We start from the raw sequence: 25,311 nt of genomic DNA on the forward strand, positions 1-25,311 counted from the left end.
GGTATTGCGTGGATTGGATGCGCATCAGTCTGGTCATTCTGGGGATTGTCCTGATCGCGGGGATCTGGATCGCCCATCGCCTGCGCACGCGGGCGGTGACGCGCGATCTTGAAGACGATGCCGAGGATTGGGGCGACGAGGCGGTACACATCCGGGCGAGCGACGAGCCGGGCCACAAGCGCTGGTACGAGCCGGCCGACCCGGATGCGTCCGCCGAGCCGGAAGCGGGCTGGGGCGATCCGCTGGATACCAACCGAACCACGGGTGGCACACGTGAGCCCGCCTTTGACGCACCTCATATCCCTGGCAGTGTCCGCGACGAGCGCCATGAGCCGCATCTCGGCGTGACCGCCAATGAAGACGAGCCGGACCTGGAACCTGACTACGGACGGCGAGGCGAGCGCGCCCAGGATATCTATGGCGTGTTGGACAGCGACGAGGAGCCTACGCCACCCCCGCCGCACGGAGCCTTCGAGCCTTCACCGGAGGATCGCCCGGGCCGGGGGCGGCGGCGCAGTTCGTCGACCGCGCCAGTAGAGCGGGCCCGCGAGGTACTGGGAGGCCTGGGTGGGCGTCTGCGTTCCGGCATGGACCGCTTGCGCTCGGCACGACTCAAGCGCCCGCGAGCCGACGACACCCTGGGCGAACACCTGGACCCGGACCACGAGGTGGATCCGGACCTGATCGAGCAACCATCCCCCGATATGGAAACCCTGGGCGAGTACGTCTCCGAGCCGCGCGTGGTGGGGCGTAACCCCAGGGCCGATCGCCGCGCGACGGACGAGAAGATCCTGTTGTTGCACGTTGTCGCGCCGCGCAACAAACCGTTCACCGGTGTCGCGCTGGGTGCCGCGATGCAGCGCGCCGGCATGACGCCGGGCGAGATGGACATTTACCACTTTCACGAACCCGGGACCGACGCCCGCGTACCGTTGTTCTCCGCAGCCAACATGGTTCCACCGGGCACCCTGCGGGAAGAAGACCTGGCGGACATGATGACGCCGGGTGTCACGCTGTTTACCCAGGTGCATCGGAGTGCCCAGCCGCAGCGGGCCTTCGAGGCCTTGCTGGAGCACGCTCATACGCTGGCGCGTGACCTGGGCGGCAGCATCCTGGACGCGCAGCAATCCACTGCCACCAACCAGACGCTCGCCTACATGCGCGAGGATCTGAACGACTGGTTGCGCCGCCACCGGCCCGATGTGCTGCGCCGCCGGAGTGCGCGGTGAGCGTGGCGGGCTCGCCTGCCCCGCAGGCTGGCTCGACCGATTCCTCGAAGGCGCGTAGCGACGAGCTGCGTCGACAGATCGAGCACCACAACTACCGTTACTACGTGCTCGACGACCCGGAGGTCTCCGACGCCGAGTTCGACGCGCTGATGCGCGAGCTGGAGGGGTTGGAAAAAGACCATCCGGACCTGGTCACACCCGACTCACCGACCCAGCGCGTAGGGGCGCACCCGGCCGAGGGTTTTGCCACGGTCCGGCATCGGCTTCCGATGCTGTCGCTGGCCAACGGCTTCGAGCCCGACGAGATCCGCGACTTCGACCGTCGCGTGCGCGAACGCCTGGCGAAGCAGACCGGCGACCCCGAGCTTGTCGAGGCGGCCGTGATTTACATGGCCGAGCCCAAGCTGGACGGCCTCGCGATCAGCCTGATCTACGAGGACGGGCGCCTGGTGCAGGCCGCTACCCGTGGTGATGGCGAGACCGGCGAGGACGTGACCACAAACGTCCGCACCATCCGGCCGATCCCGCTGCACCTGGGCGACCGCTTTACCGACGATGCCCCGCGTGTGCTGGAGGTACGCGGCGAGGTCTTCATGCGCCGCGCCGACTTCGAACGTCTGAACGCCGGGCTGGAGGCCGAAGGGCAGCGCGGCTTCATGAACCCGCGCAACGCCGCCGCCGGCAGCCTGCGGCAGCTGGACTCGCAGGTGACCGCGCGCCGTCCGCTGAGCTTCTTCGCCTACTCAGTGGGCTTCGTGGAGGGCGGAACCCTCCCGGACACCCAATCCGGCACGCTGGACTGGCTGCGGCAGCTCGGTTTCCCGGCCTGCCCGGAGCGGGAGGTGCTGGAAGGTGTGGAGGCCTGCCTTGACTACTACGAGCGGGTCGCTGAGCGGCGTGCGACGCTCGATTACGAGATCGACGGCATCGTCTACAAGGTCGATTCGCTCGCCGATCAGCAGGCGCTCGGCTTCGTCTCGCGCGCGCCGCGCTGGGCGATCGCCCACAAGTTCCCGGCGGAAGAGCGCACCACCACGCTGCGCAATGTCGAGTTTCGTGTCGGCCGCACCGGCGCCCTGACGCCGGTGGCGCGCCTGGAGCCGGTGCTGGTGGGTGGCGTGATGGTCAGCAACGCCACCCTGCACAACATGGACGAGATCGCGCGCAAGGACATCCGTATCGGCGATCGCGTGATCGTGCGCCGCGCGGGCGACGTAATTCCTGAAGTGGTCGGCCGCGCCGGCGGCGAGCGCCCCGCGGACACCCGCGCCATCGAGATGCCCGCCGCCTGCCCGGAATGTGGCTCGCACATCGAGCGCCCCGAGGGCGAAGCGGTGGCCCGCTGCACCGGCGGGCTGGTGTGCCCGGCCCAGCGCCGCGAGGCGCTCAAGCATTTTGTCTCGCGCCGGGCGTTGGATATCGAGGGCTTCGGCGAGAAGCTGATCGAACAGGTGGCGGACGGCGGCCTCGTGCAAAGCCCCGCGGACCTGTTCGCCCTAGACGCCGAACGCCTGGAAGCGCTGGAACGCGTCGGCCCCAAGCTGGCGGAAAATCTGGTCAACGCACTGGATCAGGCACGCGAGACCACGCTGGCCCGGTTCATCTTCGCGCTCGGCATCCGCGAGGTGGGCGAGGTCACCGCCCGCAACCTGGCCTCGTATTACGGCGACCTGGACGTGCTGATGAAAGCCGATGCGGAGGCATTACAGGAGGTCCCGGACGTTGGCCCTATCGTCGCCGAGCACATCGCCAACTTCTTCGCCGAACCGCACAACCTCGAGGTCATCCGCGCGCTGCGCGAGGCCGACGTGCACTGGCCCGATCCGCCCAGACGCGCCGCACCCGAGACCGCCGATGCAGCGCCGCTGGCGGGGCGGACCTACGTCCTCACTGGCAGTTTCGAGTCCATGACCCGCGACGAGGCCAAGGCTGCCCTAGAGGCCCGCGGCGCCAAGATCACCGGCTCCGTCTCCAAAAAAACCACCGCCGTCATCGCCGGCGCCGACCCCGGCTCCAAGGTCACCAAGGCCGAGTCCCTCGACATCCCCATCCTCGGCCCCGACGACCTCGCCCAGCTCCTCGCCTAATCGACCCTCCTGTGGGATTGGGCTGGAGTGAGTAGTCTGATAGAGCTGGGTTTGTAGGGTTGGTTTTTGTGGGAGCAGTTCTGTGGGAGCAGCCTTGGCCGCGAAGCCCCTGCCCGGGTCCGACTTTGGCAGGGGCTTCGCGGCCAAGGCCGCTCCCACACAAATATGGGATTGCATTAAGGTTGAACCGGTAACAATTACGGGAGGTTCGAATGCCACGGAAGGCACGATCCCACCGGCTGCGGCTTGGGCGGTTTAGCGAGCACGGAAGGATTTACCTGGTTACGGCAGTTTGCGCCAATCGGCATGCCTGGTTTGGCGCGCTCGATCACGGTCGCTGCGTGGTTCAGGCGTTGCGTGAGGTGGAAGGGGCGGCGACTACACTCTGCTTCGTGGTCATGCCCGACCATGTTCATTGGCTGATGCAACTGGACGATGGGGAATTGTCCCGCACCGTACAGAAGGTGAAGGGTTCCACGACTCGGCGAATGGGTGCTGCGCGAGGCCTACCGTGCCGGGTTTGGCAGCCGGGTTTTCACGACCGCGCTTTGCGCCGGGAGGAGGACCTCCAGGCCGTCGCGCGTTACGTGGTAGCGAACCCGCTTCGGGCTGGGCTGGTGGGCAATCTCGGTGATTATCCCCAGTGGGATGCGATCTGGTTAGAGTGAGGGGGCTGAATGGACTTTGGCAGGGGCTTGGCGGGCAAGCCCGCTCCCACACCCACTCGATTCGCCCAGGATTGGCAGAGCTGTGGGAGCGGCCTTGGCCGCGAAGCCCCTGCCAGCGTGATCGAACGGCAACAGCGTTCTCTCCGGGTGCATCTCACAGTCAAGGATGCAATCCCATGAGGGTTTGCTTATCCTCCGCCAGCCGCAGCGGAATGCGGCTCCCCGAACGGGTGCGCCTGGTGTAGTGTGGCGGCAGGGGGAAATGACGGAACGCGAGGACGGCCTTTCCATGAAAACCCTCAGCCAGAGAATATGCTGAACCAAGGCCTTAAACGGTTGTTGAGCCTGTCTCGCAGTCGCAAGCGCTGGGTCATGGTGGCAGCCGATGCCGTCATGCTTCCGCTGGCGCTTTGGTCGGGCTTCATGATCCGCATGGCCGAGCCCTTCCCGCCGATCATGTTCGAGACCTGGTGGCTGTTCCCGCTGGTGATCATCGTCGGTATTCCGCTGTTCGTGCGCCTCGGGCTGTATCGCGCCGTGATTCGATTCATGGGTTCGCGCGCCATCTGGGCGGTGGGCACGGGTGCGGTGATTCTGGCGCTAGTTCTCTGGGCTGCTGTCGCCCTCGGTCAGGTTCAGGGTTTCCCCCGTTCGGTACCGATCAACTTCGCCATCATTGCGTTCCTTTACCTCGGGGGTAGCCGGTTCCTCATTCGGGCCTGGTACCACTCGATGACCGATGCCGCCTCCGGAGCCGAGCCGGTCGTGGTCTACGGTGCAGGGGAGGCCGGAGTGCAACTGCTGTCGGGGCTTAAGGCAGGTGGGCGTTTCCGGGTAGTCGCATTTGTCGACGAGGACCAGTCCCTGCAGGGCAGTTCGATCGATGGTGTCCCGGTGCATGCCCCGGAGCGCCTTTCTTTGCTGGTCGCGCGTTTCCGGGTCCAGCGCCTGCTGTTGGCCATTCCCTCGGCTCCTCGCCAGGAGCGTCGGCGCATTCTGGAGCAGCTGGAGTCATTCCCGGTCTACGTCCAGTCGGTACCTTCGATGGAGGCCGTTGTCTCGGGCCACGCGAACCTCGATCAGCTCGAGGATATCGATGTGGCCGATCTGCTCGGGCGCGACCCCGTGCCGCCAAACCCTGAGTTGCTGGAATCCAGTATCCGTGGTCGGGTAGTCATGGTGACCGGCGCTGGGGGATCGATTGGTTCGGAGTTGTCTCGTCGTATTGTCCGCCTGGCACCGGAAACGCTGGTTCTGTATGAGCGCAACGAATTTGCCCTCTACAGCATCGAACATGAGCTGCGGGAAGCCGCGGCACAGATGGACCCGAGTCCAACGATTCATGCGGTACTCGGATCGGTCGCCAATGCTCGGCGCGTGGCGTCCGTCCTTACGGAATACCGCGTCCGGACGCTCTACCACGCGGCCGCCTACAAGCACGTCCCGATCGTCGAGGCTAATCTGATCGAAGGCGTGCGCAACAACGTGTTCGGCACGGCCATTCTGGCGGATGCGGCGATCGAGGCCGGAGTGGAGCGCTTTATTCTGATTTCCACCGACAAGGCCGTGCGCCCTACAAACGTGATGGGGGCCACCAAGCGCATGGCCGAGATGGTGCTACAGGATCGGGCGCGCGAGAATCGCGGCACCATCTTCAGCATGGTGCGGTTCGGCAATGTACTTGGCTCGTCCGGTTCCGTGGTGCCGCTATTTCACCAGCAGATCCGGGACGGCGGCCCGGTTACGGTCACGCATCCGGAGATCACGCGTTACTTCATGTCCATTCCCGAGGCCGCCGAACTGGTCATCCAGGCTGGGGCCATGGCGGAAGGCGGCGAGGTCTATGTGTTGGATATGGGCGAGCCGGTCAAGATCCTTGATCTCGCCCGCCGCATGATTAGGCTGCACGGCCGCCAGGTGAAAGAGGATGGGTATCCGGAAGACGGCATCGAGATCGTATTCACCGGCCTGCGCCCGGGCGAAAAACTCTATGAAGAGCTTCTGATCGGCGACAATGTCGAGCCAACCCCTCACAGCAAGATCATGCGTGCACGGGAGGACTGTGTGGAGGCGCAGGCAGTACAAGCGGCACTCAAACAGCTCGACCGGGCCGATCGCGAGATGGACCATGAAGCGGCATGTACTGTCCTGAAATTGGTGGTCCACGAGTACCAGCCGGTGGACCACCCACCGCAAGAACGAATATCGGCCTGAAGGGGCGGCTTCCTTGCAGCACGGGCAACCCCATGCTCCAATCGGCGTTCACTCGATGAACGCGCCCATGGAAGTCTTGGGGATCATCCAATGACGGACCCCTCAGCGTTTCTGGGTAACCGTTAAACCCCGGCATCACTGGCTAACGACCGATTCCATGTCCTCCGAAGAAGTCCAGTTGAAACTCCTGCGCTTGTTGGAACAGGACCCGACGCGCTCGCAACGCACGCTGGCCCGCGAACTGGGTATCTCGGTCGGCAGTACCAACCACGCGCTACGGGCCCTGCTGGCGCGCGGGTGGGTCAAGGCGCAGAACTTCACGCGAAGCGACAACAAGCGCGGCTACCTGTACAAGCTCACGCCGACGGGTGTGTCCGAGAAGGCGCGCCTGGCCTATCATTTCCTGCAGCGCAAGCGTGCGGAGCACGTGGCCCTGATGACCGAGATCGAACAGCTCCGCCAAGAGGTGCAGCGCGAGGAACGTGAATAGTGCCACGGCCGATCCGATACGGAATGTGGTGTGTGCACATCGAATTGACGTATCGACCCACTATCCTGCCGACCACGCCCCTGTAGGAGCCGGCTCGCCGGCGAAGCTCCTGCCAAAGTCAGATGTGGGCAGGAGCGTTCGCCCGTAGGAGCTGCCTTGGCGGCGAAGCCCCCGCCAAAGACAGTCGTGGGCAGGGGCTTCGCCTGAAAGCAGGCTCCTAAGAGGAGTTAGAAAGGTCTGGATTAGGGGATGCGACGCCGAGAATTCTTCGTCTGTCCCCAAATCACCAGAACACAACACCGAAAACAGAAGGAACCAGGGATGAAGATTGCAGTTGCCGGCACCGGCTATGTAGGCCTTTCCAATGCGGTCCTGCTGGCGCAGCACCACGAGGTGGTCGCGCTGGACGTTGTGGCCGAAAAGGTCGAACAAATCAACCGCAAGCAGTCCCCGATCATTGACGCGGAGATCCAGCACTTCCTGGAGAACAAGCCGCTGAACCTGAAGGCCACGCTGGACAAGCAAGAGGCTTTCGACGGAGCGGACTTCGTCATCATCGCGACACCCACCGACTACGACCCGCAGACCAACTACTTCAACACCTCCACGGTGGAGTCGGTCATCCGCGACGTGCTGGCGATCAATCCGCACGCGGTCATGGTCATCAAATCCACCGTTCCGGTCGGCTACACGCGTGACATCAAGGCGCAGATGGAGACGGACAACATCCTGTTCTCGCCCGAGTTCCTGCGCGAGGGCCGAGCACTGTACGACAATCTCCACCCCTCCCGAATCATCGTCGGAGAGGAATCCGAGCGGGCAGAGACCTTCGCTGGTCTCCTGGCGGAAGGTGCAGCAGACGAGAACATCCCGATCTTGTTCACCCACTCGACTGAAGCCGAGGCGATCAAGCTGTTCGCCAACACCTTCCTGGCCATGCGCGTCGCGTACTTCAACGAGCTCGATACCTACGCCGAGACCCACGGACTAGACACCCGCCAGATCATCGACGGCGTCTGCCTCGACCCGCGCATCGGCAGCCACTACAACAACCCGTCCTTTGGCTATGGCGGCTACTGCCTGCCGAAAGACACCAAGCAGCTCCTGGCCAATTACGATGAAGTCCCCAACAACATCGTGAAGGCCATTGTCGATGCCAACCGCACGCGCAAGGATTTCGTGGCCGATGCCGTGATCAAGCGCAACCCGAAGGTGGTGGGTGTCTATCGGCTGGTTATGAAGAGTGGCTCCGACAACTTCCGCGCCTCCGCCATCCAGGGGGTAATGAAGCGCATCAAGGCCAAGGGCATCGAAGTCGTCGTCTACGAGCCGGAACTGCCCGGTGACGACTTCTACCGCTCCCGCGTCATCCGCGACCTGGACGAGTTCAAGCGTGTGTCCGACGTCATCGTCGCCAACCGCGTCACCGACGACATCCGCGACCAGGCCGACAAAATCTACACTCGCGACCTCTTCGGCAGCGACTAACCCCAACTTCCCGCCTACAACACTCCGCGTGTGGGAGCCTGCTTGCAGGCGTACGCCCCTGCCAAAGCTCGACTCGGGCAGGGCCGTTCGTCTGCGAGCAGGCTCCTACGGGGCGGTGGTGCGCGGACGCGGTGCCTCTCTTGGTTCATAATGCGCGGCTTTACGCACCTGCATCGACACTGGACGTTACATGAACCTCATCAGCCCCTACGGCGGCACATTGTGTGATCGCTACGTTGACGAAGCCACCGCCCGCGAACTGAAGGATATCGCGCGGGAGATCCCGACCTGGGATCTGACCGAGCGGCAGGTGTGTGATGTGGAGCTGTTGCTCAATGGCGGCTTCTCCCCGCTGACGGGCTTCATGGGGCAGGCGGATTACGAGGGCGTGATCGAGAAGATGCGCTTGGCTGATGGAACGCTCTGGCCGATACCGGTGACGCTGGATGTCAGTGAGGCGTTCGCGGAACAGGCCGCTCCGGGTACGCGCATTGCCCTACGGGATGCCGAGGGGGTGACCCTCGCGGTGATGGACGTCGAGCAACGGTGGACGCCCGACAAGACGCGCGAGGCCGAGCTAGTGTTCGGCGCCACGGATCTTGAACATCCCGGGGTAAACTTCCTGATGAACCGCTCCGGGCCCGTGTACCTGGGCGGCACGTTGCAAGGCATCGAGTCCCCGGTGCACTACGATTTCCGCAACTACCGCTACAGTCCCGCGGAGCTTCGCGAGTATTTCCACAAGCTGGGTTGGAGCCGCGTGGCCGCCTTCCAGACGCGCAACCCTATGCACCGCGCCCAGGTGGAGCTCACCCGTCGTGCCGTGCGCCAAACCGAGGCCAACCTGCTGATTCATCCGGTGGTGGGCGTGACCGCGCCGGGAGATGTGGACCACTTCGTGCGCGTGCGCTGTTACGAGCATGTGCTGCGACAGGCCCCGGAGCAGACCACCCAACTGAGCCTCCTGCCGCTGGCGATGCGCATGGCTGGCCCGCGCGAGGCGTTGTGGCACGCGATCATCCGCCGTAACTACGGTTGCACGCACATGATCGTCGGGGGCGACCATGCCAGCCCCGATGCGGGCCCGGACGAGCAGGCCTTCTACGGCCCCTACGAGGCGCAAGAACTGATCCAGCGCCATGCCGACGAGATCGGTATCGAGATGGTCCCGTTCCAGGCCATGACCTACGTGCAGGATCGGGCGGACTTCGTGCCGGCCAATGAAGTGCGCGAGGGCGAACACACCCTCAGCCTCCCCAGCTCGGAATTCCGCCGCCGCCTGCGTGAGGGCCTGGAGATCCCCGAGTGGTTCTCCTACCCGGAAGTGGTGCAGGAGCTTCGCCGCAGCTTCCCGCCGCGCGACCGCCAGGGCTTCACCGTGTTCTTCACCGGCCTGTCCGGCTCCGGCAAGTCCACCATGGCCAACGCCCTGCGGGTCAAGCTGATGGAACTGGGCGGGCGAGCCGTCACGCTGCTGGATGGCGACATCGTGCGCAAGGAGCTCTCGAGCGAGCTCGGCTTCTCCAGGGAGCACCGCGACATCAACGTCCAGCGCATCGGCTATGTGGCCAGCGAGATCACCAAGAACGGCGGTTGCGCCATCTGCGCCCCGATCGCCCCGTACACCGACATGCGCCGCCGCGTGCGCGAACGCATCGAGCGGGCAGGGGGCTTTATCGAGGTCCACGTCGCCACGCCGCTGGAAACCTGCGAGGCCCGCGACCGCAAGGGCCTCTACGCCAAGGCCCGCGCCGGCCTCATCAAGGAATTCACCGGTATCGACGACCCCTACCAGGAGCCGCAACACCCCGAGCTGCGCCTCGACACCCGCGAGATGACCCCGGACGAAGCCGCCCACCGCATCCTGCTCAAACTCGAAGCCATGGGCTTCATCCGCAACCCTTAGCGCACGATCGGCCAGAGGGCTGGCCTCCTCTACGGAAGATTTGATGGAACGCAATGGAATGCATACCCAGAGATTTGAACGGCATGTAGCGATCACTCGCCCCGCACAAGAGCGCATGAAGCAGCGCGGTATCTCTGAACACGAACTGTTTGAATTGAGTGAGCGCGGCGACTTGCGAAACAAGGACGAGATACGGCTTTGGGTGGCGAAACACTTCGAGGAGCGGTCCGACAATCTCATCTGTGCAGCCGTGATCCTTGAGGAGCAACTGGTGGTCAAAACCGCTATGCACCACTTTGACTGGAGAAGGTGACGATGCGGACCACATATGACGAAGCGGACGACACTCTCGTGCTTCACCTATCGGACAAGCCGATCAAGCGTGAATGCTCGCAGTACTGGAATACCCATGTGAGCTACGCAGAAGACGGAACGATCGTCGCAGTCGTGGTCCTGGAGGCATCCAAACAGAGTGCCTGGCCCCTCCTGCGATCCAGAGCCGCTTGATTCCCGCAACCCAGAGGTCTCAACCTCACCCGTAGGAGCGCTGGCATCCCCCACCCAATGCTAGCCCCCCTGTGGGAGCGGCCTTGGCCGCGAAGCCCCTGCCAAAGCCGGAAAACCGCCTAATCTCCATAGCCAGCCAAGCCACGCCCCTTCCACCACCTCATCTCGGCCTCCGCGCAGCGAAGAGCCGGGATCTCCGGCCTTTGTGGTGGCCCTGACGAGAGGGGATCCCGGATAACCGCTGAGCGGTTTCCGGGATGACCGGGAGGTTGTTGGGGTTCGAGGCGCGGGAATTCCAAGCGCCCGGTACCAGCATGGCTCGTCTCGCCTTTATGTGCCATATTGAACCGAACGTGGCAGAGGGTAAGAACAGTGGCACAAAATGAAAACGAGGTGCAGGTCGGCGCACAAGGCCGTGTCGTGATCCCGGCCGCGCTGCGTAATACCTTGAAGCTGCGCCCTGGCGATCGCCTGGTTGCCCGGCTGGTGGGGGAGAGCCTGGTGCTGGAACGGCGCGAGCTCGTCGAGCGAAGGCTCCGTGAGCGGTTCAGGCACATCCCGCGGGACGTCAGCCTTGTGGACGAACTTATCGGCGATCGGCGGGCCGAGGCCAGACACGAGCATGGGGAGTCATGACCACCGTGCTGGATGCCTCCGCACTGCTGGCCTTCCTGCATGAGGAGCCGGGCGGAGACAGGGTGGCCCGCGCGCTCGATGGCGGCTGCGTGTCCACCGTGAACTGGTCCGAGGTGCTGCAGAAATCCCTGCAGCGCAAGGTCGGCGTCCAGGGCATGCAGCAGGAATTTATCGACGTCGGGCTCGTGTTCGAGCCATTCACGGCACAGCAGGCGGATCTCGCCGCACAGCTGTGGGAGTCCTCGCGCCGGCATGGCCTGTCAATAGCCGACCGAGCCTGCCTCGCGCTGGCCAGGGACAAGGCCCTCCCGGTGCTGACCGCCGACCGGGCGTGGACCCATCTCGACCTGGACATCGAGATCCACCCCGTGCGCTAACCCCTTCACCTTTTGGAGGCCAGCCCCCTGGCCGATTGGACGCTGAACATACCCCCAATCGGCCAGAGGGCTGGCCTCCCACGCCCAATGCTAGCCCCCCTATGGGAGCGACCTTGGCCGCGAAGCCCCCGCCAAAGCCAGAAAAACACCCAATCTCCCTAGCCAAGCCACACCTCCTCCACCACGTCATCCAGGCCGTAGCGAAGCGAAGAGCGGGCTCGCCAGCGGCTAGGGTTGCCCGGACGCCCGAGATCCCGGATAACCACTGCGCGGTTTCCAGGATGACTGGGTGGCGTTGCGGCTTAGGGGATAACGACGCAGGGCGGCCCAGCGCCCAGAAGGCCAGTGCCAACAGGCTTGGGCCCGGGAACTGCGAGCCCCGACACCGCGCCGGTTGCAGTTCAAGAAAGTGCGGGATGGCAGAAGGAGTGACGGTGGCACCGCCATACTAGTGGCTGGGCTGTTCGGCACTGGAGAAAGCGTGATGACCAATCATTTGACGGCGATTCTCGAGCAGGAGGACGGCGGCTATATGTCGCTCTGTCCCGAGGTGGATGTCGCAAGCCAGGGCGCGACCATTGAAGAGGCTCGGAACAACTTGCGAGAAGCGCTGGAGCTGTTCTTCGAGTCGGCCTCGGAAGACGAGCTTCAAGAGCGCCTCCACGGGGAAGTCTTCGCGACCAGCGTTGAGGTCGCCGTTGGGTAAGCTGTGACCGTTGTTGGGCAAGGAGGTGATCGTCATCCTTGCGAGGCACGGCGTCGAGCCCGTTCGGCAACGGGGCAGCCATGTGCCATACAGAAAAAAGACGGACACTCCACGATCACCGCATACCGGATCATTCGGAACTGCGAAAGGGCGCTCTGATGTCGATCATTCCGTAGTCGGGCATTTCTCGTTCCGAGTTCGAATAGACGGCCACCCCCATCCCGTCCTCCCGGCGCAGCGTGCGCGAGCCAGACGACACCCCGCTCTCTGCCACCAAAGCGGGCGCTGCTCACGAGCCTGAAAGAAGCAGCGCTGGCTACCAACAATGCCTCCCCACCCACCAAACCTTGAGCCCAGCCCCCCAACCATGGTCCAATCCGTGTTCAACTACTGAACGCACCCCCGTAGGAGGCTGGCCCCTGGCCGATCACGCGTGCACGCCAAATCGGCCAGAAGGCTGGCCTCCTACCTGGAAGACCCGCCCGCGGAACCCAGCCCTCGTGAACACCCTCATCACCACCTGTAATGGCTATGCATTGGCGCCGCACCCGGGTCGCTCTACACAGCCCGCACCCTCGTCGAGCCACAATAACGCCTCATGCTGAACACCATCCGCAAACTGCACGCATTGCTCGATGCCCCAGGCCGGCGCCGTGCCTACCTGATGCTGGTGCTCATCGTGGCCCTGGCGTTCGTGGAAATGGTCGGCGTGGCCTCCATCATGCCTTTCGTCATGGTGTTGGCGAACCCGGAAGTGGTCGAGACCAACCGCCACCTGAACGCCGTCTACACCGCGCTCGGGTTCGAGAGTACCGATCGGTTCATGTTCTTCCTCGGCATCGTCATGATGCTGGCGTTGCTCACCACCATCACCTTCAAGGCGCTGGTTACCTACCTGATGCAGCGCTTCATGCACATGCGCAGCTACGCCCTGAGCCGCCACCTGGTGGAAAGCTACCTGCGCCAGCCCTACGACCACTTCCTTAACCGAAACAGCGCGGACCTTGGCAAGTCTATCCTCGCCGAGGCCGGGCAGGTGGTAAAAGGTGCCCTCAAGCCGCTCATGCTGTTCCTCGCCGGCGCCGCGGTAAGCCTCGCCATCATCATCCTGCTGTTCATCGTCGACCCACGGTTGGCCGGGGCCATCACTGCGGGCCTGGCACTGGGCTACGGCGGCATCTATCTAGTGGCCCGCGGTATTCTCAACCGCCTGGGTCGCCGCCGGGTGGCTGCCAATCGGGGCCGGTTCGAGGCTGTGCAGGAGTGCTTTGGCGGGATCAAAGAGGTCAAGGTCACCGGGCTGGAAGGCCCCTACCTGAAGCGCTTCGAACAGCCCGCCAAGCGGTACGCCCGTACCCAGGCCACCGCCGTACTGTTCAAGGAGGTGCCGAAATACGCCCTCCAGGCCATGACCTACGGCGGCGCCTTCCTCGTCATCCTTTACCTGCTGCGCCAGCCCGGCGGCCTTCAGGCAGCAATCCCCACGCTGGCGGTTTTCGCCCTCGGCGCGCAGCGGCTGTTGCCCGCCCTTGGAGACGTATACAAGAACCTGAGCCTGATGCGGTTCACCAACGCCGCGCTGGACAACCTGCACCAGGACCTCGTGCGCCTGCGCCGAGAAGAGACGCTGTCAACAAAGGAGCTGAAAGGGCGCCAGCCACAACCCCTGGGCCTGAACCACGCCCTAGAACTGGACCACATCAACTATACCTATCCCGGCGCGGAGCGCCCGGCGCTCAACGACCTAACCCTCACCATTCCGGCCCGTACCACCGTTGGCCTGGTAGGCGCCACCGGCAGCGGAAAGACCACCACGGTGGATATCATCCTCGGTCTGCTCAACCCCGGCGGAGGAGCGCTCAAGGTCGACGGCACGCCGATCACCACCGAAAACGTTCGCGCCTGGCAGCGCACCATCGGCTACGTACCACAGCACATCTACCTGTCCGACGATACCGTCGCCGCCAACATCGCCTTTGGTGTCCCATCGGGGAAGATCGACCAGAGCGCGGTAGAGCGGGCCGCGCGCATCGCCAACCTGCACGAGTTCGTGGTAAACGATATGCCCCAAGGTTACGCTACCCCCGTCGGCGAGCGCGGCGTACGCCTGTCCGGTGGCCAACGACAGCGCATCGGCATCGCCCGCGCCCTCTACCACGACCCCGAGGTGCTGATCCTCGACGAGGCCACCAGCGCATTGGATAACCTCACCGAGCAAGCGGTGATGGAGGCGGTGCACAATCTCGGTCACCGTAAGACCATCATCCTCATCGCACACCGGCTCTCCACCGTGCGGGAATGTGCTCAAATCTTCCTGCTGGAAACGGGCGAGCTAAAGGGGCAGGGCGGCTTTGACGAGCTGGAAGAAGCCAATGAGCGGTTTCGCAACATGGCGGCGAATCAATAATCGTGGCAATAGCGTTACGTTTTGCTGTCTTAGGTGCCTGCTCTTTGTGCTTTGGGCGCACTATTCAAGTTCGCTTAAGGGGGAGCGATGTCTGAGAAAAAGCTAGTTTTACATATTGGCTATCCTAAAACCGGAACAACCACGATACAGAAAAAATGGTTATCTCGCTTCGATAACCAAATTAATCCTTTCTCGCAGGAGCCCGAGAAGCGAGAACTAAAAAAACGCGTAGCTGGCATGTTCAGAAAGCACGCCCCTGAAGACTGGCGGACTAAGTGGGGAGAAGAAACCGCACGAATGCTATGGGCTACCGTTGATCGCTACGAGATCCCTTTTGTCTACAGTCACGAAGGCCTGTCGATTCCGTTTTTCTATCGACCGGTAAAACAGCCTATGTTCCTCGGTGTGGAGTCGAGGCAATTTCCTGTTGCGGCGCACCTTGCGAGACTGATCGAACATAAGCCTTCTCACATTTCTGTTGACGTTGTCGTGACGGTCCGCAATCAAGTCGAGTGGCTTGCCTCGCTCTATGCCCAGCAATCGCATCTGATGAAAGCGCCATCCCAAGAGGATTTTGAAGCCCGGACACGAAATATATTGCGAGAACCGGCCACCAGAGGTTCCGGTTTTATCGAATACAATGCCTTGTATCAGGCTCTGTCGGGGGTTATTGGCAAGAGTCACGTGCACATGCTTTTTTTGGAAGAGATTGGGACAAATACGTTTTGGTCGTACCTTGGAAAGGTAAGTGAGTTGCCTGTGGATTATTCGTCTCTTATTGATCCAGAAAAAAACCGTGAGAACGTGCGTTCGGTGGCCGACTCTCGATGGGCATTGAGGCGAGACGAACGCCTCAAGAAAACGCAGTTTTACAAGAAAGCATCACGGTACCAACTCGGAAAGAGAGTGTTGAATTCGGTCCAGTCCCGTCTCTTCAGTCGAGATAGAGGCGTCATCGAGATGACTGCGGATCTAGAATCGGCTATCCGATCACGCTTCCATGAATCAAATCGTCGTTTGGCACAGCTTCTGAAAAGGGAGTTGCCTCAAAAGTTCTAATGGTTTGTTGGCTCCAGGCCTCGCCACCGAGAATTATGCATGCGTATAGTCCTCTTCCTGAAATATATTCCGTCCCGTGGTCACGACCAAAAATCAGATTTGCTGTGGTCTGCAATTGATGGCCTCACAGGGGCTGGCTTCGATGTCGTGCTCGCAACGCAAGGCCGGGCAGATCCTGTCGATTTGCCTCGCATGCCGCTGACGTTATCAGGCGTTTCGCGAATTGGATTCCGTGTTGCTAAGGGAATAGCATCGCGGATCGGCTGGCGCGTTTCAGTTGATCGACTGACAAAGTGGGAAACTGCCTTGGCCATAAAAGCTTGGACAAGGCGCAATAACGATTTTGATGCGGTGGTAGCGCTGTGTACCGCAAACCACCCTGCGCTTCTGGGTCATATGGTTGCTAAACTATTGCGGAAGCCACTTTTGGTCCAAGAGCATAAAATTTATGAATCCGGCATCAAGACCGTCGACGACATATCGTCAGACTATCTTGAAGCCCTGCGTTCGGCAGATACCCTTGTAGCAGTATCACCGTTTCTTGCGGATATCATGGTGAGAGTTGGGGTGCGTCGTGACATTAGCGTCATTCCAAACGCATTATCGGATGAATTCTTTCAGGCACCAAAAGTGAGGTTCGAGTTCCATTGGGATGAGGCCGGTAGCTCTGGGGAAAAGCTTTTTGTCTACGGCGCCTGGACCCGTTGGCGAGAGATCAAGCGGGTGGACTTGCTCCTCAAAGCGTTCAAGGAAGTATACTCGGAACATCCAGATGCGCGATTAATCATTGCCGGGCCAATTGAGCCGGAGAGTAACGCGAGCCGGGCTGCAGACTATATTAGACGAAGCGGCCTGGAGAGTGTTGTACGCATGTTTGGGCCAGCCGATCGCGAACAGATCCACCAAATCGCCCACGCCATCGACTGTAATGTAGTTCCCAGCGACTACGAGACCTTCGGCTTGCCGGCGCTCGAGGCGTTGGCAGCGGGGAAACCGGTTGTCACGACGCGTTGCAACGGTCCGGAGTGGTTGGTCCGCGATGAGCGTTTCGGGCGTTGTGTTGATAGGGGATCGTCAGCTGCGCTCGCGGAGGCAATGATCGAGGTTTACAATTCGCGTAATGAATTCGATTGCGATTTTATTCGGTCTGAAACATGGAACAAATTTTCCAGGACTGCGGTGTCGCGGCAATGGTCTGAGGCCATTCATAAGGCCGTATCAAAGGATTGAATTGGTCATGTTTGATAAGGTAGTACTATTTTTGGACTATTCTTTATGCCCGCAGTGGTTATGCGTTAGACAAGGAGCCAAGAATTATGGGCTGGGCTCCAGGTCGTTATGAAGCGCGTAGAGTTTCTGGGTACAGCCGGATCGGGGAAGACCTCTATATATCAGTCCTTGGAGTTTCATCAAACTGTGTTTGGGTCCCGAGAGGACTTGGTATTATTTGTTTCAAGGTGCATATTTCTAGAGAGTTCACCGTTGCTTGGGAGAATTTGTGGAGCATTGCCGCAAAGCGTTTTTGATTGGTATGTGAAAAAAAGGAATTCACGAAGTGTGGTTCTTGAGTCAGCTTTGAGAGAAGAGCATTGTATTTTATCAGGGACGATCTATCGGTGTCTCACGGATGACATTGATCGCAAGAAGGTTCGCCCTGAGCCTTTGAGGGCTAGATGTGCGCTTCTGCTGGCTGGGGAAAAGTACAGCTATACAAAAATTCCTGTTTTCGATGAGGGTCTTCTCGGTTGCATAAAAGATCTAGAGTCTCACTACTTTGAAAACGCGCTGGATAAGTTGTTAGGTGTCGTTCATGTTGATTCGGATCCTTTTAGCTTGCTGTGTGGACTAAAAAATAGGGCGGTGGCAGGCAACTTAAAAGGTGCGAGGAGACTGAATGAGCGAACTGAGCAAGAGACGTTGGAGTTACTGGATTCCAGGTTGCAACGTAACAGGTACAAAAAGATGGCGCTTGTCGAGAGGGGTATTCCGGTTGTTACTGTGAACTATCATGCAGCTCCGGTTGTAGCAAAAAGACAAGCGAATGATTTCCTGGGTTCGTTAGATGCAGCGAATTGATGTTTTGGGAGGCGGGGGTAGTGGCAAAACCACTCTAGTTGTAACGCTCATAGACAATGAAGCTGTTCGTGACCAAAGCGCTGCAGTAGACCGGGCTGCGCACCGCGCGCTTGATATCAATGATGGTTCCAGTTTCAAGCGTCGCCCCATGGCTCGAATTCCTTACTGTCGCCAGCCGCTTCTCCGTCACGCTATTGAGGCAGGCGATAATAATGCCTTCGCCGGCTTCGCCGAACAACACGACGCCTTCGTCGCTACCGTCGACGAAAGCTTCGCCCTTTGTGGCCGCAGCGAGTACCGCCGGGTTGAGGGCTATTACGATTTCCTCCGCATCGTCCGGCGGATCGCCTTTCTGGAGGAGTGGCTGGAAGACGGGAGCGTGGTGTTCGACGAGTCACTCAGCCAAAAGGTTTACGCTGTGATGCCGTGGGATCGGGGCAGCGAATTTTCCCGCGCGGCCGGTATTTCGAACACATGCCGCTGCCAACGGCGCTGATCCACCTCGACGCCGACGCCGCCCAGGTGGTGCGCCAGGTCTGCGAGCGCTCCACCGGCAAGCTCATTCCCGGCCATCGCGGGTTGAGTGTCGATGAGCTGGTGAGTAACGCCGAGGCGAGCCGGGAGGTTGCGCGTATCGGCGCCGGATGCCTGCAGGCGCGGGGTTGGCCGATCTTGTCGCTGACGGACTCGGGGCCGCCGAGACAGCATGCCCGACGCGTTATTGGGTGTTTCCAGGGACTCGCTGCATGAAACTGCCTTTTCTTGGTGAATGGTGGCTGCCTGAGAAGTTACGACCTTCAAGGCTAGAACATGGCGCCCACCTGGGCGTCATCAATCAGGCCGACGGGGTCGTCAATTACGAAGGCCGACAGTCCACGCCGGAGACCTCGGCCAACGCCAAGGTGGGACCGCACCTGACGCAATCGTCGCACAGTCCGGAAGCCATCGGCGTGCTGGGTGTAAACCATTCCAGCCAAGCCAAGAACGACGCGCTCGAGGGCCGAAACACGGGGTTGAGCGCGACCGTCTCGGCACTGCAAGGACAGCACCTCACACCGTTCCGCTTCGAACGCATGCAATGGAGCGAGCGACGTTTCGCGAGCCTGGGCGGGAGGCTAAAGTGAGCATACCCATTATTGAAATCGTCGGCGCGCCAGGGGCTGGAAAGACCACCTTACTGCGTGCAGTTGTGAATGGCAGGGGGTTAAGTACGAGACCTATAATTGTGGGGAAGAAAACCAGCCTCAAGCAGCCACGTCGGTTGTTTCGGAAGATTCCTGAATTAGCTTCTAGGCTTTCGGTAAGAAACAGACTGCTGGAGAGGTTTTTTTTGAAAAGCGGGCAGAGCTTTAAATATAGCCCTAACCTCGAGGCATCGTTAGAGGATTGGTCTTGCTATGTACAACATTCATTGGGCCTTATTCATTCCCAAAAGAGTCCTTGGCTTTTTAAAACAAAGGTTGCGGCGTGGTGGGCCGACACTTTTCTCGATAGGTTAGCGTTAGATTGTATCGAAAGGGAAGGGGTTCTTTGCTTGGATGACGAGCCGCTTTGCTATAGGCTAAGTCTATTTAACGGGCTTTGTGATGAGGCGATAATTCGAAGATATTATGAGTTGATGCCGTTGCCGTCGGCGGTCGCGCATTTGGTTATCGGTGAAGATGAGTTGATGCATAGAGTGAAAAGTAGGGAGCGCGTTGCAGCAAGGCACAAGGGGCTGAGCGAGTTTGAGCTCCAAGAGGACGTTGCTTTCTCCGCTAATGTGGCCAACATCGCCAGGGAAGTGCTGGGCACGCGGGGCGTCCCTGTGCTGGAATTAGATGGCTCGGCTTGTGTGTCGAGGAATGCGTCAGCAGTTTTATCGTTCTCTAAGAAAATTGCTGGGGACGGTAGTGTCAGTGGGGACGCTGATGGCCATTGCTAGATATGCCATGGCTCTGTGCTCTACTGACGGTTCGTTGTCCAATTGGGGATACGTGGGTATGGAGGGAGGAGCAGTCTCCTATTGGGCGATCGCGTCGGGGCATGATGAGGCGGCCCTGACGGAAGAGACCTACATGGCGCATGGTTCCGATGGTGTGGTGTTGTTTGATCACCAGGCGAGAGCGTGCCCAGCACTTCCGGCAGGCACCGATTCGCCATCTCCTACGTGAGCCTTCCGCACATTCCATGAGAGTGACGATCATCAACAAGCACATCGCCCATACAGTGGGCGGGAGCGAGTTACAGTGCGACTTCCTGGCCTGGGGGCTCCATGAGCGAGGGCATGAAGTGGTCTATATCGCCCCGTCGCAATCGCCATCGTACGCGAGGGGATACGCGTACGAGGTTGTGTCCGTGCGGGACTCGGCTGCTTCGTTGACGGAAGCAGTACTCACGGCCCGGCCTGATGTTGTCTACTGGCGCTATAACAAACACCATTTTCGTGCGGTCTCCTCCGCGCTGGCGGAAGCGTGTATCCCGATGGTTTTCGCCGTGGCACACGTCAATGATCTTGTGCCCTGGGCGGTGAAACCCGGAACTGGTGGATGGCGGGGAAGGATTTGCCAGTTCCAGCGGAAGCTTAAGGCGCGTCGAGAGCACGCCGGGTTCCGTCATGTGCGAGCACTGACCACCAACAATCGCGATCTCCTATCCCTGTCTCCCGTTACTGACACGCATTACGTCCCCAACGGTATGAGCGCCGAGGCCGAGCCCTTCCTGTGGCCGCGGCCCTACGTAGCCTGGGTGGCGAACATCAAACCGGCCAAGCGGCCCGAGTTGTTTGTCGAGGTTGCCCGGGCCTTGGCCAGCCGCGGCCTCGACGCCCTGATGGTGGGCCACATCCAATCCGGCGGGTATGACTGGCTGAATGACCCGGACCGTGTCCCTTCCAATTTCCACTACCTGGGTCCGCGCACCCCGACCGAGGTCAATGGCCTTCTGGCCGGTAGCCGCCTTCATGTGCATACCTGCCAGCCGGAAGGTTTCCCTAACGTCTTCATTCAGGCGTGGATGCAGGGGCGTCCATCTGTGAGTCTGGAGTTCGATCCCAGTGGTTACATCAGGGAGCAGGGGCTCGGTGCTGTCTCCGATGGGGACTTCGATGTCTTCACGGATCACGTGATCGAGTGGGCGACTGATCCCGAGCGAGCCGATGATGTGGGCTTGCGGGCGCAAGCGTTTGCGCGTGACACGTTTTCGGTGGACGCCATGGTGCAGCGGGTCGAGGGCATACTTCGGAGGGTCGTAGAAAACCCAGTCAAGGCGGGAAGAGGATAAAGTGCGAGGTCCCGTGTTGTCGGCCCAATGGCTTTATATCGCTAGTGGTCCTGTTCCGTCTGCAGCCGCCAATTCGGTTCACGTCGTGCATATGTGCGACGCGTTGATTGGACGCGGATTGCGGGTGAGTGTTGCGCCTCCGGCTTCCTCATTCGGGCGTGCTTCGCGTTCGGCGTTGAGTGGCTATGGGGTGAAGCATGAAGTGCCGATCCACCGTTTATGGAAGCCTGGCATTCGGGGCGGTGGCCTGGTTTATCGCTTCTTCTTGAAAAGGTTGTTGAGTACCTCTCCTGCCGATTTCGTGTACGGACGATCGCTTCAGGGCTGTCGGATAGCCGCTGAGCTTGGAAAGCCTACGGCTTTTGAGGCCCATAAGCCGGAGTGGGAGCTTGGAGAACGAAGCCGAGTGGACTTTGAGCGGCTATTGGCGGGTACCGGCTTTCGGGCGGTGGTGTGCATCTCAGAAGCTCTGGAGCGCCGTCTGCTGGAAGCCTTTCCGGGGTTGGATGGTCGAACCATCGTGGCGCACGATGGTGCCCCTGCGCTGGAAAAACCCGAAAGCGCTGGGCGCAATGAAGAATTCGTAGTCGGCTACTTTGGCAGCCTTCACAAGGGGAAAGGTGTGGAGACCTTGCTGGAGGTTGCACCTCGCTGCTCCTGGGCCACCTTTCGGATTGTCGGCGGGGACCCCTCGACCATCCAGGCCTGGCGAGAAGAGCACGTAATACCTGCCAATGTGCATTTCCTGGGGCATCATGCGCACCGCGAACTTCCCACAATGATGGCGGAGTGTGATGTGCTGGTGGCGCCCTATCTGGAGAAGGTATCGGTTCATGGTGGGGGCGGGGATGTGGCTCGGTGGATGTCTCCGCTAAAGCTGTTTGAATACATGGCGATGTTGCGTCCGATTGTGGCGGCTGACTTGCCGGTTCTGCGCGAGGTACTGAGGGATGGTGACAATGCCTTGCTGGCCGGGCCGGGCAAGGTAGACGAGTGGGTGCGGGCGCTGGAACTGCTCCGCGACGATGGGGAGTTGGCGCGGCGGTTGGGGGAGCAGGCTCGGTCGGACTATGAAGCGCGGCATACATGGGATGCCCGTGCGGGTCATATCCTCTCGGAGCTGCGTCGGATTGGGGCAGTAAGCGCTTGAAGATTTTCTTTTACATACAGTCGCTGACCGGTGGCGGGGCCGAGCGTGTAACGGCAGCCTTGGCCCGGCATCTGGTGGCCCAGGGCCATGACGTCGGCGTGGTGACACTGGCTTCGGCGGAGGGGGACTTCTACCCGCTGGACGATCGTGTGCGCCGCGTCTCTCTGGACCTGGTGGGGGTCAACCGAGGGATGGGCAAGCTCACCGCCAACTACAGGCGCTGGCGGGCACTGCACCGGGCTTTGAAGGCCGAGCAGCCCGATGTGGTGGTGGCGATGATGACGACATCCATCGTTCTCGCCATTCTTGCAGCCGTCGGTTTGCCCGTGCGGGTATACGGTTCCGAGCGCAATTACCCGGGGCGCAAGACCACCGGCCGCCCGTGGGGGGTACTGCGAAGGCTGGTCTACCGTTTGGCTGCCGGCCATATTGCACAGACCCGGGAGGCGGCCGTCTGGCTGGAGCGCCACACCGGTGCGCGCAATGTGCATGTGATCCCCAACCCGGTGATTTGGCCGATTCCCTCCTTCTCGCCCGAGGTAGCCACGGAAAGCGTTGTGTCGCGGGAGCGTAAGGTCATCCTCGCGGTGGGCAGCAAGCCAGAGCAGAAGGGGTTCGACCTGCTGGTGCGTGCCTTCTCCACTCTGGCGAAGGACTGGCCCGAATGGGACCTGGTGATCCTCGGTGTGGACGCGGGCTCGTCGGCGGCCTGTGGCGGTGGTGCCGTGGTTGAGCGGCTGGCTGAGCAGAGTGGGATACCGGAGCGGCTCCATCTGCCGGGACGGGTTGGCAATGTGATGGAGTGGTACGAGCGCGCCGATATCTTTGTGCTCAGCTCCCGCTACGAGGGCTTCCCGAACGTGCTGTTGGAGGCGATGGCCGCCGGGTGCCCATGCATTGCGTTTGATTGCGATACCGGGCCGCGAGACATCATTGAGGATGGCGCCAATGGATTGTTGGTGCCTGCTGAAGACGTCGAGAAGTTGCGCGACCGTATGGCTGGCTTGATGGCCAATGTGGCTATGCGGACGGAGCTTGGTGGGCAGGCCGTTCAGGTGCGGAAGGCATTTTCAGAGGAACGCATCATGGCGCTGTGGCAGCAGGTGCTGCAGTGATTGTTCATTTCATTGGTGGTGCGGGTACCGGAAAGTCGACGCTGCTAGGACTTGTAGGGGCCGGGGGCGCATTTACGCTCGCGCGAGAGGTACAGGGGCTCAGCTCACTCGTGCCAAATTGGCTGATACCCCGGGTGTTATACCCAACTTGCCTGCCATTGGCATTTCAGTTGGTATCGCATAACCGCGCGGGCCCGAGGGGGCGGAGCGTGTGGGGATGGGCGAGGGGAATCTCCAATCAAAGGGCATGGAGGTGGTGGTACTCGGATTCTCGCGTCGTGTTGGTGGATCAGGGTATGACCAATGCACTGCGGAAAGATGGCAGCGCGAGCGCAGCAGCCCTTGTGGCGCGGCTGCCGCTGCCGGACATGGTTGTTCACGTTACGGCTCCCAGCGCAGTCAAGGCAGCGCGGGTCGCGTTGCGGGACAAGCCGGACCATGTGCCTAAACGTTTTCTGTCCGGTGAGTTGGTGGTGGAAGCAGGAAGGGCCCGCGCAAGGCAATGGAATGCGCTTTGGGGACCAGATGAGGCTTTGCGCTGCCTGCGGGCGTGGAGTCGGTGGCAGTGCCGCCCCGTGCTGGATGACAGCATGCTTCAAACAATGTTGGAGGAGTCGACTGACCAGCCTTTGACGGAGAAGGATGAAGCGGCGTTACGAAACCGGCCCGTGCGCGAGCGGGAGAGGTGGTTGCGTGATGCATTTGTGGAGCACGGCGTGCACTGGCTTGATGTCGTCAATGATGGCCGGGAGCCGGCCGAGGCGCACGCGCGGCGGATTGTCGAGGCGATTCATCAGTGGCGCGGCTGAGCCTGCTTGTCGCCAACCTGGGCGGTGGGGGCGCTCAGGGGGTTTGCGTGACGCTGGCCAACGGGCTGGCGGATCGGGGGCACGATGTGGAGATCGTCGCTTTGACGACCAGGGATGCCCGCCGTATGGCAGACGTTAGTGCTCAGGTGCGCATCGTGGATCTGGGTGTGCAGCGCGCCCGCAGTGCCTGGCGCCCGCTGGTGGCGCATTACCGGGCGGCCCCTCCGGATGCGGTGTTGGCGTTTGCTGTGGAACTGTGGGTGTTGATGATGGCTGTGCGGTGGCGCATGCGAGCGCGCTTCCGCCTGGTGGTGCGGACCATCAATACACTCAGTGCGGTCGCCGGTTCTTCTCCCTCGTTAACGCGGCGATGGCTGGATTATGGCCTACGGGTGGTGTACCGCCGTGCGGATCATGTGGTGGCGCAGTCGCAGGGGATGGCGGCTGAGCTGATGGAGCGGTACCGTGTGCCGCGCGACAGGCTTGGCGTAATCCCCAACCCTGTGTCCCCGGCTTTGCTGGCGGGGGGCGAGCAAAGCGTGCGGCTGCCCGTGGAGGGACCGTACCTGCTGTATGCCGGCCGCCTTGAGCCACAGAAGGGTCTTGATCGGCTGCTCGCAGCCTTTGCCCACACGATGGACCAATGCCCCGAGCTACAGCTCGTGATGCTCGGGGACGGAAGTCTGAAGGAAGGCCTGGAAGCACAAGCCGAAGAGCTTGGAGCTGGAGACCGGGTGCATTTTCTGGGTTACCAGAACGATCTTGAGCCCTGGTATCGACATGCTTGTGCGACGGTGCTGACCTCGCATTATGAGGGGCTGCCGAACGTGCTGATCGAGTCGATCGCGCTGGGAACGCCGGTGGTGAGCTTCGATTGCCCGAATGGCCCGTCCGAGATCGTGGTCGATGGGGTCAATGGCTATCTGGTTCCCGAGGGTGATTTGGACAGGCTTAGCGATGCCTTTCTGAACATTCTTGCCGGAAATATTGACCGGGAGGCCGTGCGCGGAACCGCCAACCGATATCTGGCCGAACACGTGGTAGCCCGGTATGAATCCTTGCTAGTAAGCGGAAGGCCGCTTGGATCAGCGGACTGATTGCAGATCGCCGAATACTGACGGCCCTG

25 protein-coding genes are annotated in these 25,311 nt (G+C 61.2%); all 25 read left to right on the forward strand.

What is annotated here, in order from left to right; all coding sequences use genetic code 11:
• Positions 1-17 precede the first annotated feature (17 nt).
• Entirely contained in the window at positions 18-1,229 is a 1,212-nt protein-coding gene (zipA, locus tag D002_RS0105140) for a cell division protein ZipA (RefSeq protein WP_026181541.1), read from the forward strand.
• Positions 1,226-3,316, forward strand: a complete 2,091-nt coding sequence (gene ligA, locus D002_RS0105145; RefSeq protein ID WP_018140843.1) for an NAD-dependent DNA ligase LigA — start codon at positions 1,226-1,228, stop codon at positions 3,314-3,316. The genes zipA and ligA overlap by 4 nt, the downstream gene beginning before the upstream one ends.
• 212 nt (positions 3,317-3,528) lie before the next feature.
• Entirely contained in the window at positions 3,529-3,984 is a 456-nt protein-coding gene (locus D002_RS0105150; RefSeq protein ID WP_018140844.1) for an REP-associated tyrosine transposase, read from the forward strand.
• A gap of 312 nt (positions 3,985-4,296) precedes the next feature.
• Positions 4,297-6,198 (forward strand): nucleoside-diphosphate sugar epimerase/dehydratase, encoded by a 1,902-nt coding sequence (locus D002_RS0105155; RefSeq protein WP_018140845.1) that lies wholly within the window; start codon positions 4,297-4,299, stop codon positions 6,196-6,198.
• A gap of 157 nt (positions 6,199-6,355) precedes the next feature.
• A complete protein-coding gene (locus D002_RS0105160) occupies positions 6,356-6,688 on the forward strand; it encodes a MarR family EPS-associated transcriptional regulator (protein WP_018140846.1) in 333 nt (110 codons plus the stop codon).
• Positions 6,689-7,009: 321 nt separating this feature from the next.
• Positions 7,010-8,176, forward strand: coding sequence for a nucleotide sugar dehydrogenase (locus tag D002_RS0105165; RefSeq protein ID WP_018140847.1), 1,167 nt, complete (start codon positions 7,010-7,012; stop codon positions 8,174-8,176).
• A 190-nt stretch (positions 8,177-8,366) separates the two neighbouring features.
• Positions 8,367-10,082, forward strand: a complete 1,716-nt coding sequence (locus tag D002_RS0105170; protein ID WP_018140848.1) for a bifunctional sulfate adenylyltransferase/adenylylsulfate kinase — start codon at positions 8,367-8,369, stop codon at positions 10,080-10,082.
• 115 nt (positions 10,083-10,197) lie between these two features.
• Entirely contained in the window at positions 10,198-10,395 is a 198-nt protein-coding gene (locus D002_RS0105175; protein ID WP_026181542.1) for a DUF4258 domain-containing protein, read from the forward strand.
• Between the two features lie 2 nt (positions 10,396-10,397).
• A complete protein-coding gene (locus tag D002_RS0105180; protein WP_018140850.1) occupies positions 10,398-10,589 on the forward strand; it encodes a DUF2283 domain-containing protein in 192 nt (63 codons plus the stop codon).
• A gap of 372 nt (positions 10,590-10,961) precedes the next feature.
• Entirely contained in the window at positions 10,962-11,225 is a 264-nt protein-coding gene (locus D002_RS13405; protein WP_081610818.1) for an AbrB/MazE/SpoVT family DNA-binding domain-containing protein, read from the forward strand.
• Positions 11,222-11,602 (forward strand): type II toxin-antitoxin system VapC family toxin, encoded by a 381-nt coding sequence (locus tag D002_RS0105190; protein WP_018140852.1) that lies wholly within the window; start codon positions 11,222-11,224, stop codon positions 11,600-11,602. Before D002_RS13405 ends, D002_RS0105190 begins: the two co-directional genes overlap by 4 nt.
• A 484-nt stretch (positions 11,603-12,086) precedes the next feature.
• Positions 12,087-12,308: a type II toxin-antitoxin system HicB family antitoxin gene (locus D002_RS0105195; RefSeq protein ID WP_018140853.1), complete on the forward strand. Its 222-nt coding sequence runs from the start codon at positions 12,087-12,089 to the stop codon at positions 12,306-12,308.
• Between the two features lie 598 nt (positions 12,309-12,906).
• On the forward strand, positions 12,907-14,715 hold the full coding sequence (locus tag D002_RS0105205; RefSeq protein ID WP_018140855.1) for an ABC transporter ATP-binding protein: 1,809 nt from the start codon (positions 12,907-12,909) through the stop codon (positions 14,713-14,715).
• 87 nt (positions 14,716-14,802) lie between these two features.
• The gene (locus D002_RS13720; RefSeq protein ID WP_155996123.1) at positions 14,803-15,774 is read left to right on the forward strand and encodes a hypothetical protein; all 972 of its coding nucleotides are present in this window, start codon (positions 14,803-14,805) and stop codon (positions 15,772-15,774) included.
• 39 nt (positions 15,775-15,813) lie between these two features.
• Positions 15,814-17,004 (forward strand): glycosyltransferase family 4 protein, encoded by a 1,191-nt coding sequence (locus D002_RS0105210; RefSeq protein WP_081610819.1) that lies wholly within the window; start codon positions 15,814-15,816, stop codon positions 17,002-17,004.
• Positions 17,005-17,280: 276 nt separating this feature from the next.
• Positions 17,281-17,850: a hypothetical protein gene (locus D002_RS13725; protein ID WP_155996126.1), complete on the forward strand. Its 570-nt coding sequence runs from the start codon at positions 17,281-17,283 to the stop codon at positions 17,848-17,850.
• Positions 17,837-18,346 carry a hypothetical protein gene (locus D002_RS0105215; RefSeq protein ID WP_155996129.1) on the forward strand — a complete coding sequence of 170 codons (510 nt, stop codon included), beginning with the start codon at positions 17,837-17,839 and terminating at the stop codon, positions 18,344-18,346. Before D002_RS13725 ends, D002_RS0105215 begins: the two co-directional genes overlap by 14 nt.
• Positions 18,325-18,600 carry a hypothetical protein gene (locus tag D002_RS0105220; protein WP_018140858.1) on the forward strand — a complete coding sequence of 92 codons (276 nt, stop codon included), beginning with the start codon at positions 18,325-18,327 and terminating at the stop codon, positions 18,598-18,600. The genes D002_RS0105215 and D002_RS0105220 overlap by 22 nt, the downstream gene beginning before the upstream one ends.
• Positions 18,597-18,974, forward strand: coding sequence for a hypothetical protein (locus D002_RS0105225; protein ID WP_018140859.1), 378 nt, complete (start codon positions 18,597-18,599; stop codon positions 18,972-18,974). The genes D002_RS0105220 and D002_RS0105225 overlap by 4 nt, the downstream gene beginning before the upstream one ends.
• Positions 18,971-19,774: an ATP-binding protein gene (locus D002_RS13730; protein ID WP_155996132.1), complete on the forward strand. Its 804-nt coding sequence runs from the start codon at positions 18,971-18,973 to the stop codon at positions 19,772-19,774. Before D002_RS0105225 ends, D002_RS13730 begins: the two co-directional genes overlap by 4 nt.
• Positions 19,775-20,448: 674 nt before the next feature.
• Entirely contained in the window at positions 20,449-21,111 is a 663-nt protein-coding gene (locus tag D002_RS13835) for a glycosyltransferase family 4 protein (protein ID WP_231362917.1), read from the forward strand.
• Positions 21,112-21,196: 85 nt separating this feature from the next.
• Complete coding sequence (locus tag D002_RS0105235) at positions 21,197-22,261, forward strand: glycosyltransferase family 4 protein (protein ID WP_255349318.1); 1,065 nt, start codon at positions 21,197-21,199, stop codon at positions 22,259-22,261.
• Positions 22,258-23,376 carry a glycosyltransferase family 4 protein gene (locus D002_RS0105240; protein WP_018140862.1) on the forward strand — a complete coding sequence of 373 codons (1,119 nt, stop codon included), beginning with the start codon at positions 22,258-22,260 and terminating at the stop codon, positions 23,374-23,376. Before D002_RS0105235 ends, D002_RS0105240 begins: the two co-directional genes overlap by 4 nt.
• Before the next feature lie 296 nt (positions 23,377-23,672).
• The gene (locus tag D002_RS0105245; RefSeq protein WP_038055377.1) at positions 23,673-24,185 is read left to right on the forward strand and encodes a hypothetical protein; all 513 of its coding nucleotides are present in this window, start codon (positions 23,673-23,675) and stop codon (positions 24,183-24,185) included.
• On the forward strand, positions 24,173-25,282 hold the full coding sequence (locus tag D002_RS0105250; RefSeq protein WP_018140864.1) for a glycosyltransferase: 1,110 nt from the start codon (positions 24,173-24,175) through the stop codon (positions 25,280-25,282). The genes D002_RS0105245 and D002_RS0105250 overlap by 13 nt, the downstream gene beginning before the upstream one ends.
• Positions 25,283-25,311: the final 29 nt, after the last annotated feature.

Source organism: Thioalkalivibrio sp. ALJ7 (genome assembly GCF_000376865.1).
Classification (GTDB): domain Bacteria; phylum Pseudomonadota; class Gammaproteobacteria; order Ectothiorhodospirales; family Ectothiorhodospiraceae; genus Thioalkalivibrio.

What these genes read in the sequence shown, in the direction of transcription:
- zipA (WP_026181541.1), top strand. Translation starts at nt 18, where the DNA reads ATGCGCATCAGTCTGGTCATTCTGGGGATTGTCCTGATCGCGGGGATC.
- D002_RS0105150 (WP_018140844.1), top strand. Translation starts at nt 3,529, where the DNA reads ATGCCACGGAAGGCACGATCCCACCGGCTGCGGCTTGGGCGGTTTAGC.
- D002_RS0105155 (WP_018140845.1), top strand. Translation starts at nt 4,297, where the DNA reads ATGCTGAACCAAGGCCTTAAACGGTTGTTGAGCCTGTCTCGCAGTCGC.
- D002_RS0105160 (WP_018140846.1), top strand. Translation starts at nt 6,356, where the DNA reads ATGTCCTCCGAAGAAGTCCAGTTGAAACTCCTGCGCTTGTTGGAACAG.
- D002_RS0105165 (WP_018140847.1), top strand. Translation starts at nt 7,010, where the DNA reads ATGAAGATTGCAGTTGCCGGCACCGGCTATGTAGGCCTTTCCAATGCG.
- D002_RS0105170 (WP_018140848.1), top strand. Translation starts at nt 8,367, where the DNA reads ATGAACCTCATCAGCCCCTACGGCGGCACATTGTGTGATCGCTACGTT.
- D002_RS0105175 (WP_026181542.1), top strand. Translation starts at nt 10,198, where the DNA reads ATGAAGCAGCGCGGTATCTCTGAACACGAACTGTTTGAATTGAGTGAG.
- D002_RS0105180 (WP_018140850.1), top strand. Translation starts at nt 10,398, where the DNA reads ATGCGGACCACATATGACGAAGCGGACGACACTCTCGTGCTTCACCTA.
- D002_RS0105190 (WP_018140852.1), top strand. Translation starts at nt 11,222, where the DNA reads ATGACCACCGTGCTGGATGCCTCCGCACTGCTGGCCTTCCTGCATGAG.
- D002_RS0105195 (WP_018140853.1), top strand. Translation starts at nt 12,087, where the DNA reads ATGACCAATCATTTGACGGCGATTCTCGAGCAGGAGGACGGCGGCTAT.
- D002_RS0105205 (WP_018140855.1), top strand. Translation starts at nt 12,907, where the DNA reads ATGCTGAACACCATCCGCAAACTGCACGCATTGCTCGATGCCCCAGGC.
- D002_RS13720 (WP_155996123.1), top strand. Translation starts at nt 14,803, where the DNA reads ATGTCTGAGAAAAAGCTAGTTTTACATATTGGCTATCCTAAAACCGGA.
- D002_RS0105210 (WP_081610819.1), top strand. Translation starts at nt 15,814, where the DNA reads ATGCGTATAGTCCTCTTCCTGAAATATATTCCGTCCCGTGGTCACGAC.
- D002_RS0105215 (WP_155996129.1), top strand. Translation starts at nt 17,837, where the DNA reads ATGCAGCGAATTGATGTTTTGGGAGGCGGGGGTAGTGGCAAAACCACT.
- D002_RS0105220 (WP_018140858.1), top strand. Translation starts at nt 18,325, where the DNA reads ATGCCGCTGCCAACGGCGCTGATCCACCTCGACGCCGACGCCGCCCAG.
- D002_RS0105225 (WP_018140859.1), top strand. Translation starts at nt 18,597, where the DNA reads ATGAAACTGCCTTTTCTTGGTGAATGGTGGCTGCCTGAGAAGTTACGA.
- D002_RS0105245 (WP_038055377.1), top strand. Translation starts at nt 23,673, where the DNA reads ATGACCAATGCACTGCGGAAAGATGGCAGCGCGAGCGCAGCAGCCCTT.